Genomic DNA, 12,174 nt, shown 5'->3' on the forward strand with positions numbered 1-12,174 from the left:
CTCAGGCGCCTCCATAGATCTTGTTGCGCGCCTTTTCGAGGGCGGATCCCATCAGGTTGATCGAAGTCAGCGCCAGGGCCAGGAACACGCCGGGGCTGGTGGCGATCCACCAGGCATTGATGAGATATTTGCGGCTGTCGGAAATGATCGAGCCGAAGCTCGGCGTCGGCGGCTGGATGCCGAGGCCGAGGAAGCCGAGGATCGCCTCGAAGATCATCATGCGGGCGACGTCCAGCACGGCGACGAAGGCGATGGGCGGCAGGATGTTGGGGGCGGCATAGAGCAGCAGGATGCGCCAGTCGCCGGCCCCGAGCACGCGCAGGCCGCGCACATACTCCTTGCCGCGCTCGGTGACGGCGGCGCTGCGCGCGACGCGGGCATAGAGCGGCCAGCCGGAGAGGGCCAGCACGATGATGATGGTGTGCACTTCCGGCTTGGTCACGCCCAGGATGGTGATGGCCAGGATGATCATCGGGATCGAGAGCTGCGCATCGGTGATGCGCATGATGACGGTGTCCCACCAGCCGCCCTTGAAACCGGCGAGCAGGCCGAGCCCGCAGCCGATCAGGAAGACCAGCGCCACCGTGACCACGCCGATCAGCAGCGAATAGCGCAGGCCGATCAGGCAGCGCAGCAGCATGTCGCGGCCGAGCTGGTCGGTGCCGAGCGGATGCAGCCAGGTCCATTTCTCGCCGAGGAACAGAGGCGGAATGAACTTGTCCTTCACCACCATCTTGGTGGCGGAGATCGAGGAGAGTTCCGGATAGATCGCCGAGACGAGAAGCATCGCCAGGAAAACGAACAGGCCGACGCGAAAGCTCGGCATGGCCCAGGCGCTGGCCAGGATGCGGCGGCTGATCGACTGGGCCCGTTCGAGGGTGGGCGCGGCGTCGCTGGTCATGGTGCTCATGCTCAGATCTCCACGCGGGGGTCGATGAGATAGGCCACGAGATCGACCAGGATGTTGATGAAGACGAAGACGGCGCTGGTGGTGATGGCGATGCCCTGGATCACCGGAAAGTCGCGGCCGAGCACGGACACCACGGTGAGATTGCCCAGGCCCGGATAGTCGAAGATGTATTCGATCACCAGCACGCCGCCGATCAGGGTGGAAAGCTGAATGCCGAGCAGGTTGACCAGCGGCACGGAAGCGTTGCGCAAAGCGTGGGAATAGACGATGCGCCGGCGCGAGAGGCCGCGCACCCGGGCTTCGTCGATGAAGGGCGCCTGCATCACCTCCCCCAGCGAGGTGGTCAGCGTGCGGATGATGAAGGGCGAGATCTCGACCGCCAGCACGAAGGCCGGCAGGAGCACATAGCTGAAGCCCTTGTAGCCCAGTGCCGGCAGCCAATCGAGCTTCACCGACAGGAACAGGATCAGCACGATGGCGAGCCAGAAATTCGGGATGGAGACGAAGAGTGACTGCACCCCGAAGGCCAGCGCATTCGGCCAGCCATGCTGGTTGAGCCCGCCGGCAAGCCCGATCGGAAAGGAGATCAGCAGCGCGAAGACCAGGGCGACGCCCGCGAGCTGCAGGGTCAGCGGCAGGCGCTCGAGGATGAGGTCTGCCACCGGTGCCATCTCGGCCTTGGTCGGATCGACATATTGCCCGCCCGCCGCGACGCCGCCGCTGCGCGGCCTGATATAGGACTGGCCGAGATCGCCCTTGGCCAGGCCCATCATGTAGCGGCCATACTGCACGATGATCGGGTCGCGCAGGCCCATCTTGGTGGCGACTTCCTCGACGACATTGTCCGGCGCCATGCCGCCGACGATCAGGCGGACGGGGTCGCCCGGGACCACGCGCAGCAGCGTGAAGATGATCAGCGATGTCAGGGCCACGATGAGCAGGCCCTGGGCGATCCGCTTGATCAGGAATTCGACAATCAGCATCGGCAAACGGTCTCAAGCAATCGCGTGACGGATAGTGGCCCGCCGGGATCCCCATGACTCTCCCCTGGAGGGAGAGGACAAAAAAGAGGAGCCGGCCGGGGGGACCGGCTCCAGTCCCTTGCGGCTCAGGCCAGGTTTGCCTTGCTCATGTCCTGCATGCCGTTCGGGTAGATGTAGAGACCGTCGAGCTTCTTGGAGTAGGCGTGGATGAACACCGAGGTGAACAAAGCCAGCGCCGGCGCCTTGCGCGCGATGATCGGCAAGGTTTCCGTCTGCAGGATTTTCTTGCGCTCCTCGATCGAAGCGGCATTGCGCTCCTTGTCCAGCGCCGCGTCGATTTCCTTGTCGACGATGCCGGTGATGCGCTTGGAGGAGGAGTGGAAGTGAGTGCGGATCACCAGGTCCGGTTCGGGCGAACCCGTGCACCAGCCGCAGTCGATCATATGGCCTTCGCCACCGCCCGGCTTGTCGTAGAGCAGGTTGCCCCAGGCCGCGACTTCCAGGGTCTGCAGGTTCACCTTGAAGCCCTGTTCCTCCAGCATGCCGGTGATCAGCTCGGCATATTCCTTGGTCTTGGGATAGAAGCCCACCGAGGAATAATAGGTCAGTTCCGGCAGGCCCTCGCCCTTGGGGAAGCCCGCCTCGGCCAGCAGGGCCTGGGCCTTGTCCGGATCATATTCGGGATAGTCGGCGACTTCGGTATAGCCGAACTTCACCGGCGAGATATGGGCCTTGGAGAAGGTGCCGGAGACGCCGAGGACCTCCAGCACCTGCTTGCGATCGATCGAATGGCAGGCGGCGAGGCGGATGCGCGGATCGTCGAAGGGCTTCTTGGAGCAGCGGAAGAACAGATATTTGTTCTCGACCGATACCGCCTTGTGGATGGCGAAGCGGTCGTCCTTGGCGATGGTGTCGACCTGCTCCTGCTCCAGCCGCTCGATGATGTCGGCCTGGCCGTTGAGCAGGGACAGCGTGCGCGTCGTGGTGTCGCCGACGAAATGATATTCGACGCCCGGGATCTTGGGCGCGCCGAATATGAAGTCGGTGTTGGCGGCCAGGATGGTGGTGTCGCCCTTCTGGTCGACATATTTGAAGGGGCCGGTGCCGTTCATGCGGGCCGAGAGCTGCGCCTTGTTGGCGACGTCCTTGGCCGCCATGATCGGCAGGAAGGACGAGAGATAGTAGTAGAGCGCCGCCGGGTAGCCATAGTCCTTGGTGTTGATGTGGCAGGTGTGCTCGTCGACGATATCGACCTTGACCGGGCCTGGATACCATTGCGCCGGCCTGTCGGGCTGGGAGCCATATTCGTAGGTGGCCTTGACGTCGGCCGAGGTGAAGGGCGTGCCGTCGTGGAACTTCACGCCTTTGCGCAGCTTCACCTCCAGCGTGTAGGTGTCGATCGGCTTGAGAGACTCGGCCAGCTCGAACACCAGCTCTTCTGGATTGTCCGGCTTCATCGGCGCGCGCGTGAGATAGCCGAAGACGAAACCCTCGACGATGAGCTGGCCGAGATTGGTATGGGTGGTCGGATCCCAATTGCCGGTCAGCGCTTCGGCGCCGAGGAAGCGCAGCGGCCGGCCTTCGGCGGCGAAGGCCGAGTTGACCAGGAAGTCGGGGTTGACGCGGCCGAAGCCGAAGGCGCCGGCTCCAGCCAGCGCGCCCAGCATAAGGTCTCTGCGGTTGATCATCTCTCGTTCCTCTGAATGGGGGCGCAGAAGTTTTTCGGGCTCGCCTTCCGATCCGACGCAGTGCCGAGCCGTCCCGCCTTGTCGTTGGCGGGTGATGAAACTCTAGACCAGATGGCGCCGGAGCCTGATGCCTGCCGCTCCACGATTCCATTGCTGACCCTTCTCGCGCCATGCCCAATGAAAAGGCATGGAAACTGGGGTCTGTATCGACGCGGCTGCCGGCACAGGAATGGAGGAGTTCGGGCAATAGCCGCCACGTGCCGGGCCGGCCTATGATCGGGGCCGAATCGTGTCAGGGAACCTCGGCGATGCCGTCATTCGAATCCATCAATCTGAAGGGGATCGTCTCGGATCTAGACGGGGTGGCCTATCGTGGCAGCAGCCCGATTCCCGATGCCGTCGAGGCCTTCCGGCGCTGGCATGCGGACGGGATTCCCTATGCCTTCGTCACCAACAACGCCACCAAATCCGCGGCCGATTTTGCCACCAGGCTCACGCGGATGGGAATTGTCGCCGAACCGGAACAGGTCTTCTGCGCGGTCTCGGCCACGGCGAGCCTGATGCGCAGGCGCTGGCCTGCGGGAGCGCGGGTCTTCGCCATCGGCGAACGGCCCCTGTTCGAGGTGCTGGAGGCTGCCGGCTTCACCCCGGCGGGGGACGATGCCGAGGTCGTGGTGCTCGGCTTCGACTATCAACTGAACTACACGAAACTGAGCACGGCGGTGTGTGCCGCACTCGGCGGAGCGGCGGTGGTGGTGACCAATCCCGACCTGCTGGTGCCTATCGAGAACGGCTATGAGCCCTGCGTCGGCGTGCTGATGGCGGCCGTCCAGGCGGCGGTGCCATCCTGCCGGCCGATCGTGGTGGGTAAGCCCGAGCCGCTGATGATCGAGGAGGCTCTCGGCTTTCTCGGCACGCCTCGGGACGGGACGATCATGATCGGCGACCAGATCGCCACCGATATCCTGGCCGGCCAGCGGGCGGGCCTGCGCTCCGTGCTGGTGACGACGGGCGTGGCGGTGGCCGCCCGGACGGATGTGACGCCGGATCTCGAAGTGGCGAGCCTGCTGGAACTGATTGCGGATTGAACCTCGTCATCGGCAGACGACGCTATCGGCTTTGCTGGAAAACGGTTCAGGTGGCCAGGGCGCGCCATGTCGGGCACCCTGGCCCTATGAAACCGAAGACTATTGATTGATCTCGGGCTCGACAAGCCGCGCCAGATTGCGCAGCGAGTCCTGCCAGCCGAGATAGCAGGCCTCCGGCGGGATGAGGTCGGGGATGCCGGCCTGCTCGATGTTCAGTTCGGTGCCGCAGGATACTTTCTTCAGCGCCACCGTCACCACGATCTCCCCCGCGAGATTGGGATCGTCGAACTTGTCCGTGTAGCGCAGCCGCTCACCCGGCACGAGTTCGAGATATTCGCCGCCGAACGAATGGCTATGGCCGGTGGTGAAGTTGCGGAACGACATCTTGAACGTGCCGCCGACCGCCGGCTCGAACTGATGCACGGTGCAGGTGAAGCCGTTCGGCGGCAGCCATTTGGCGAGGGCGTCCGCTTCGAGGAAGGCCCGGTAGACCTTCTCGGGACTGGTCGCCAGGACGCGGTGCAGGCGGATGGTGCTGGGCATGGTCATGGTCCTCTTGGCTTGGAAGAACGCTCGTGGCTTGGAAAAAGCGCTCGGCTTGGAGAGAAGGAAGTCCTGGTGGAAAGCATCTTGCCATGCCCCAAGGACGAACGCTCTTCCGCCGGTCCGACAGAGCGGTGCAGATTTTTTCCGGGCACCGGCTTCTGCCCGCTGAAGCGTCCCGAATATCCGTTCCAAGATGGTCCGGCGGGTGCGGCGCGTCGGGTCCGTCCGGGAGACAAGGCCTGGGCCGGCCGCACCGGCTCAGCAGCAAGCCTCCAAGGCGAATTTCAACCGGAGGTTTGACGGTACCGGTACATTGCCTCTCAAAGCCGGTTTCCGCTATATTGTTCACTCAACCCGACAGTGATGGCCACAGATGGTTCCCGCGGCCACGATGGGCCGGGTGCGACACCATCGTGGATCGAGGCTGGGGAACGACATGGCGAGCTTCGTTCAGTTCCTGCAGCAGTCGGGCGTATACACTGCGCAAAACTTCATGATTGTTCCGTATGGTGGCTTCAACCTGGTCTGCCTGCGGGATGCCAAGGGCGTGCACCTGGCCTATGATCACGCCCGGCTGCAGATCGACGATATCAAGCTCGAGCAGGTCGAAGGCGTTGCTCAGGACTATATCGATGCGCGCTATGGGCCGCAGAAAAGCCAGGAGCGCGACGATCAGTTGCTGCGCCTGCGCACCGCGCTCTATGGCGCCATACGGCCGCAGGCGGGGGCACGCGCCCTCAAGATCCAGGCCAGAGGGACCGGCATTCCCACGCTCACGGGCACGCGCGGCAGCACGGTCATCAAGCTCGATGTCGCCATCATGCCGCGCAAGAGCTACTCGATCGCCTTCAAGTTCCTCAGGCATTTCGACCAGGCGGGCAAGGTTGTCAACGCAACGAAATTCAAGCCGGAGGACGCGTCCTGGTTCCTAACCCGGCTGAACTGGATCTTCGGGGCCCAGACCAACATCTTCTTCACGCCGGCCGGAGCCGACTGGATCATGGTGGAAAAGGCCCTGGGCCCGAAGATCATGCGGGACGTCTTCCGCCAGGACATCGTGCCGCTCAAGCAGCGCGGCGCCGATCTCACCTGCTTTCTGGTGGGCGACTACGATGCCACGGCGAGCGAAGCGGCCGGGCAGTTTCTGCCCGACGAGCAGGTCTGCGTGGTCGTCGACCAGGGCAATCCAGGGGTGTTCGACCTCGGCGAGGCGTTCATCGGTGTGATGGCGCATGAGGTCGGCCACTTCCTGCACCACAAACGCAATTTGGGGGGGAGCGGCCACCATGACCGCGGCGGCATCCTGCTTTCCAGCGGCCTGGAAAGCCTGTGGCTGGACAGGCAGCTCGTCAGCGATCTCAACGCCTGGACATAGCGCCCGGTTTCGGGCGTCCCCGCTTTTCTTCAGCGCTTCTTGCGAGGCCGCAATGCCGCGACCTCAGCGATAAGGCAGCAATCCGCCGGAAATCCGCACCGGGCCTTACGCCGGCAGGACGACCACCTTCGTTCCGACAGGCGTCTGGCCATAGAGGTGGAGCATGTCCTGGGTGAGAAGGCCGGTACAGCCGCTCGTAACGCCGGAGCCGATCGACTGTGGAATGATGGTGCTGTAGATCGTGTAGAGCGTGTATTTGCCGTTCTGATAGAGATAGAGCGTGCGGGCACCGAGCGGATTGTTCAGGCCGGGCGGCATACCACCCGCATATTTGGCGGCCTCCGGCTGGCGCGCGATCATCTCCCTGGGCGGCGTCCACACCGGCCACTCGGCTTTGCGCCCGACATAGGCTTCCCCATGCCACAGGAAGCCCTGACGGCCGACATTGGCGCCATAACGGGTGGCGATCCCGTCGCCCTCGATGCGGTAGACATAATATTTGCTCGGATCAACGATGATCGTGCCGGCCGCTTCCTTGCTGGGGTACTGCACTTTCCGGCGATAATATTTCGGGTCGATCTTGCTGACATCGACCGCTGGGATCGGGAATTTCTCCTCGGGCACCGCCGCATAGAGCCTCGCGGCCTCGGCGCGGCTCATACCGCCGGAGGTTGCGCAGCCGGCCAGCCCCAAGGCGCCGAGACCGACGGCGGCAGAGCCGACCAGAAACGAGCGGCGGCTGACGGGCCCCGATCCAAGCCCAAGCCGGGCGACCTCGTCCATCTCGCCGGCATCGGCAATTCCACCGTCCATGATCATGATTTGCGCGTTCCCATGTCCCGTTGCCCGACCGGAGAAGCCAGCGGCATCGGCCGCCGAGTGTCTCGCTGGGCTGAAATTGCCCTTAGACGGGCCGATTGGCAAGCTCCGGCCTCTGCCGAGCCCCCCACCATGCACCAAAATCGGCGGCCTCAGGCGGCGTCCCGGGACCGAGCGGGCATTCATGCCTGGCCTATGGTGACGGCAGCCCGCGGCTTTTCCAGTCGCTGCGCGGGACCGGACTGCCGACCTGGAAGGCGAAGGCGGTGACCTTGGTGGCCTGGGCATCGACTTCGCAACGATAACTCAGATCGTACCATTGCGAATTGGAGGAGAACGCCGCCTTGGCATCTTCGAGCACGCTGCCTTGCTCGAGTCGCTCGCGAGGCAGCATGTCCGGGATATAGGGAGGTGAGGCGTGCAGCAATTGCTCATGCAGCTCCGTGATGCAAAGCTGGCCGGCCCGCTCGCCGCGGGACATGTTGCCCATCGCAATCATTGCGTTGATGTCGTTGGACGTCTCCTGCGAAAACAATGTCTTGGCTTCGTGAAGCTTAGAACCTGGTTGAACTTGAGTCTGGAATTGAGATTGAGTTTGGGCAGGTGCAGCTGCCGTCTTTGTTGAGGCATCCGGCGGGCCCTGCTCGGTTGCAGCCGTCGTCACGGGCGGCGTTGTCGGGACAGGTGCCTGAGCCGGATCAGGTCGGGCCGGGGGGCGGGCAGAACCGGTTTCAGAACTGTTGCCATCCCAAGCTTTTCGGGGCCCACGGTCCTTGTCGCCAAAAAGAAATACCGGCTTCACGATAGGCTGCGTGCCCTGCTGTTCATCCGCCGCCTTGGGTGACAGTGGTTTCGCCGCACCGTCTGCCGGTGGCGGCGCGGGCTTGGTTGGTGGCGGAGCTTCGGCTTTCGGTTTCGGGGGCGGTTCGATCGATTGCACCAGGTCGACCGTTATCGCCTGCTCCTCCTTCAGGGGCGAGACCAGCGATCGCGGCAGGATGAGCGCGGCGACCAGCAAATTGAGGAGAAGCGCGGCCAGCAGGCTCCACCTCCACAATCGCTGATCCGGCTGGTCGTTTCTCATCCCGAAAGATGTGGAGTGAAATATCGGCGGTATCAAGCGCGCCGGCCGGCCGGATCGAAATATCCGTCCGGCGGGGAGGGCGGCGTGCGGATGCATGCCGGCGCTCGGGCATGGCGAGACAGGACTCAAGCCTTACGGATTTACCCACTTGTTTTTCGGGTTCTTCAGCCAATCCTGATAGTGCCGGATGATGTCGTCGCGCGTGATCTTGTAACCTTTTCTCGCGGCGGCTGCCTCGATATTGTCGATCATCATCTTGCCCATTGCCTGCATCACCTGGTCGGCGTCGGGATTGCCGGTGGTCCAGCTCGTCGGCCAGCCCGTATAAGGGTTCCAGGGAACCGGTACGCCGCCCAACTGAATGGGCGACAGATTGTCGGACGCGATCTTGAGCCCCATGGTGCTCACATAGGCAAAAGCTGCGTAGGGCGCGGCGTGATCGAACGCCTTGTCCCAGTCGATATTGGGTTGATCGAGCGCATCCAGGATCCCGGGCGGCTGCCATTGGAAGGTGACGACCACGGAGCGGTCGCGTTCGTCCTCGTCGAGTGATTCCAAGTGGGGCCAGGTATCGCGATAGAATGGATTGGCGGATACCTGCTGCTTGGCGCCGGAGCCGCCGGAGGTGAAGAATTTTGCCGATGAGCCGGCGAGCTTGCGCAAATATTTGTCGATGTTTGCCGCGCGTCGTTCGGAAAGACCGCTGTTGTCATATCTCTCCCCGCCAGTCCGGCTGGCGTGGCCTTCGACGCCGATCCTGAGCTCGGCATTTGCCTTGAGGAACAAGCGCATCACACCGTCTATCGCCTTCAGGTGCAGCGGCTTGGGCGCGTCGCTGCCGACATCGTAATTGTAGAGAAGAAAGAACGCGAAGTTCTTCATCGGCGCGGGCAGCCAGAGGGCGAGGCCGTCGCCGGTCTTGTTCGCATTGCCGGGTCCCTTGCCGCTAAGCTGGGCCAGGACCTCGTCGCGAATGCGAAGCCACTGGACCACGAGATTGTGGTCCGCCTTCGGGTCGAGCTTGCGCGAGATGCCGGTACGCGCGCGAAACCGGCGATCGGCCTCTCCGGCCACATAGTCGCGTTCGGGGGCGGAAAGTTGTTCGTAACGCGTCGACCAGACGCCGGGTATGTATTGGTCGGTCATGTTCGCTCCACAAGTCCGTTCCTGGGCGGAACGATCGGCCCGAGCGCATCGCCTGGCGAGCTGCGGGACCGATCGCTCTGTTGCGGGTTGGAGAAACCGAGAACGTCATGGAAAGGGATTTTGCGGCTGCTTAACCGCCTTCATGCATGAGATCGCGAGGCCCGCCCTGGCGGCTTATTTCAATTCACTCGCCGCCAGCACTTCCCTGCAGCCAAAAGCGGGCGGATCAGGGCTCCCTACCCAGGCGCACCGTTGCCGGATCACGCTATATTATGCCTCCGGTCCGATCCGTATATCCCCCAAAAGCGGGACCCCGGATAGGTATCGTCAAGGCCGGCATCTCCACCGAGAACGAGGGGCCCGTTTCGTGAAGCTCGTGCCGGCCGGCGAAGCTCTCATCCACGAAGTCTTGCTCGACGGCCGCAAATCCATACCGTGCTGGAGCAGCGCTCCGGCCATGCGCGCATCGATCAACCGGCTGATCTGCTCGACGAGTGCGCCACGTTCGCAATGAAGCCTAAAACGGCCGTGGGTGAACCGGTGACCGCGCCTGCTTCAATCCTGCACGAGCTGCCCGGCGGAGAGGAACTGCTCGCCTGGTTCGGCGGCGTGCCGCGCTTCCATGATGGCCATTTGCTGGAGATCGCCTTCTTCGGCAAGGGGCAGGGGCTCATGCGGATCCATGCCTGGATCCTCACGGACAAGGCCGATGACGACGGCCATCTGCTCGCCGAAAAACATGCCGTCGTCACTTTCGCCCTGGAAGGCGTGAGCACCATCGAGTGCAGCGATTTCGACATGGTCCCGGGCATCATCTTCGAACTGGATGTCACACGGGTCGAGCAGGGCCTGCGCTTCGAATGGAGCGCGAACTACGGCGTGGATGGCACGGTCACGGCTCGGCAGGCCCGCATCACGCTGGAGCCAGGCAAGCCCTGACCGGCGCCCATCGCGCGTCGGGCCGCGGCTGGTTCACCCCGCTACCTGGCGAGTCGAACATTCATAGATCCTGCTTCCCGTGCGGGCGTCGACGCCCTCCAGGCTCACTTCGTAGCCCCAGAGGCTGCGGATATGACGCAGCGTCGCGTCGCGGCTGTTGGGCTCCAGCACGATGCCGTCATTGACCTTGTGCTGCAGGCGCAGTTGCCGGTCGCCCAGCAGATCGACGTCCACGACCTGGATGTCCGAGCGGTTCGCGCCGATATCATAGCTGTGGGCGAGGGCGGCGCGGACATTCTCATAGCCGCGCTCATTGTGGATCGAGGCGACTTTGTAGAAGGATTCGTTGGCGGCGTCGGACAGGACGAACATCCGCCATTTGCGGATCAGCGTCGGGCTGAGATATTGGCGGATGAAGGACTCATCGCGGTAATTGGCCCAGGCGTCGAGCAAGACCTCGCGCCAATTGCCGTTGCCCGCAAATTCGGGAAACCAGTCGCGATCTTCCTGCGTCGGTTCGGTCGAGATGCGCTGGATGTCCTGCATCATGTCGAGGCCCAGCGCATAGGGATTGATCCCGGAAAAGCGGGGATCGTCATAACCCGGCTGGAATACCACGTTGGAGTGGTTGCGCAGGATCTCGAGCATCGCGCCTTCGCTGATCCGGCCCCGGTCGAACAGCGCGTTCATCAGGGTGTAATGCACGAAGGTCGCGCAGCCTTCGTTCATCACCTGGGTCTGGCGCTGCGGATAGAAATATTGCGCGATGACGCGGACGATCCTGAGGATCTCGCGCTGCCAGGGTTCGAGGATCAGGCTGTTCTTCTCCAGGAAATAGAGCAGGTTTTCCTCGGGAAGATTGAGAGCCTTCTTGCGTTCGGGAGAGCCGTCCCTGGCGTCCTCCGCTTTGTCCCCGCCCTTGGCGGGCGGCAGCGTGCGCCAGAGATCGTTGTAGGTGCGCTCTTCATATTCCAGCCGCTCGCGCACCCCCTCGCGCTGCTTTTCCGAGGAAAGCTTGGGCGGGCGGCGATATCTGAACACGCCCTGTTCCATCAGCGCGTGGGCGGCATCGAGAATGGCCTCCACCGCAGCCACGCCATGCCGTTCCTCGCAGCGGGTGATGAAGCCCTTGGCAAAATCGAGATAGCCCAGGATCGCGCCCGCATCCGTCCATTGCTGAAACAGGTAGTTGTTCTTGAAAAAGTGATTGTGGCCGAGCGCCGCATGGGCGGTTACCAGGGCCTGCAGGGCCATGGTGTTCTCTTCCATCAGATAGACGACGCAGGGGTTGGAATTGATGACGATTTCATAGGCGAGTCCACGGCCGCCCTTGCGATACATCAGTTCCTGATGGAGGAAATGCTTGCCGAACGACCAATGCCGGTACATCAGCGGCATGCCGACGGACGAGTAGGCGTCGAGCATCTGTTCGGAGGAAATGATCTCCATCTGCACCGGATAGGTATCGAGATGGAGCTCCTCCACCGCCAGCGCCTCGATGGCGTCATAGGCCCGCGACAATGTCTTGAAATTCCAATCCGAGCCGGAGAACAGCAAGTCGGTGTTGGGCGCGTGCTTGGGCGTCGGCTTGGGCAT

At 63.1% G+C, this 12,174-nt stretch carries 11 protein-coding genes; 3 read left to right on the forward strand and 8 right to left on the reverse strand.

The genetic code is table 11. The features are described from left to right. Position 1: 1 nt before the first annotated feature. The 3 genes from C5L14_RS01985 to C5L14_RS01995 all read right to left on the reverse strand — a co-directional run bounded on the left by C5L14_RS01985 (position 2) and on the right by C5L14_RS01995 (position 3,581). Positions 2–910, reverse strand: a complete 909-nt coding sequence (locus tag C5L14_RS01985) for an ABC transporter permease (RefSeq protein WP_181160975.1) — start codon at positions 908–910, stop codon at positions 2–4. A gap of 2 nt (positions 911–912) precedes the next feature. Then, complete coding sequence (locus tag C5L14_RS01990) at positions 913–1,893, reverse strand: ABC transporter permease (protein ID WP_105860342.1); 981 nt, start codon at positions 1,891–1,893, stop codon at positions 913–915. A gap of 125 nt (positions 1,894–2,018) precedes the next feature. Continuing rightward, positions 2,019–3,581 (reverse strand): ABC transporter substrate-binding protein, encoded by a 1,563-nt coding sequence (locus C5L14_RS01995; RefSeq protein WP_105860343.1) that lies wholly within the window; start codon positions 3,579–3,581, stop codon positions 2,019–2,021. 308 nt (positions 3,582–3,889) lie between these two features. Here C5L14_RS01995 and C5L14_RS02000 point away from each other — a divergent pair, with 308 nt between their 5' ends. Further along, entirely contained in the window at positions 3,890–4,669 is a 780-nt protein-coding gene (locus tag C5L14_RS02000) for an HAD-IIA family hydrolase (protein WP_105860653.1), read from the forward strand. Between the two features lie 99 nt (positions 4,670–4,768). Here C5L14_RS02000 and C5L14_RS02005 read toward each other — a convergent pair whose 3' ends face one another. Further along, the gene (locus C5L14_RS02005) at positions 4,769–5,212 is read right to left on the reverse strand and encodes an SRPBCC family protein (protein WP_181160976.1); all 444 of its coding nucleotides are present in this window, start codon (positions 5,210–5,212) and stop codon (positions 4,769–4,771) included. Positions 5,213–5,651: 439 nt separating this feature from the next. On the opposite strand from C5L14_RS02005, the gene C5L14_RS02010 reads away from it, so the two are divergent. Further along, positions 5,652–6,590: a hypothetical protein gene (locus C5L14_RS02010; RefSeq protein ID WP_105860345.1), complete on the forward strand. Its 939-nt coding sequence runs from the start codon at positions 5,652–5,654 to the stop codon at positions 6,588–6,590. 105 nt (positions 6,591–6,695) lie between these two features. Here C5L14_RS02010 and C5L14_RS02015 read toward each other — a convergent pair whose 3' ends face one another. The 3 genes from C5L14_RS02015 to C5L14_RS02025 all read right to left on the reverse strand — a co-directional run bounded on the left by C5L14_RS02015 (position 6,696) and on the right by C5L14_RS02025 (position 9,639). Next, positions 6,696–7,409: a L,D-transpeptidase family protein gene (locus tag C5L14_RS02015; RefSeq protein WP_105860346.1), complete on the reverse strand. Its 714-nt coding sequence runs from the start codon at positions 7,407–7,409 to the stop codon at positions 6,696–6,698. Between the two features lie 193 nt (positions 7,410–7,602). Then, complete coding sequence (locus C5L14_RS02020; protein ID WP_181160977.1) at positions 7,603–8,493, reverse strand: DUF930 domain-containing protein; 891 nt, start codon at positions 8,491–8,493, stop codon at positions 7,603–7,605. 132 nt (positions 8,494–8,625) lie between these two features. Then, positions 8,626–9,639, reverse strand: coding sequence for an OmpA family protein (locus C5L14_RS02025; RefSeq protein ID WP_105860348.1), 1,014 nt, complete (start codon positions 9,637–9,639; stop codon positions 8,626–8,628). 435 nt (positions 9,640–10,074) lie between these two features. On the opposite strand from C5L14_RS02025, the gene C5L14_RS02030 reads away from it, so the two are divergent. Next, positions 10,075–10,578 carry a hypothetical protein gene (locus C5L14_RS02030; protein WP_105860349.1) on the forward strand — a complete coding sequence of 168 codons (504 nt, stop codon included), beginning with the start codon at positions 10,075–10,077 and terminating at the stop codon, positions 10,576–10,578. Positions 10,579–10,611: 33 nt separating this feature from the next. Here the strand turns inward: C5L14_RS02030 and C5L14_RS02035 are convergent, their stop codons facing one another. Further along, positions 10,612–12,174, reverse strand: coding sequence for a SpoVR family protein (locus C5L14_RS02035; protein WP_105860350.1), 1,563 nt, complete (start codon positions 12,172–12,174; stop codon positions 10,612–10,614).

The organism is Labrys okinawensis (assembly GCF_002982075.1).
Lineage (GTDB): Bacteria > Pseudomonadota > Alphaproteobacteria > Rhizobiales > Labraceae > Labrys > Labrys okinawensis_A.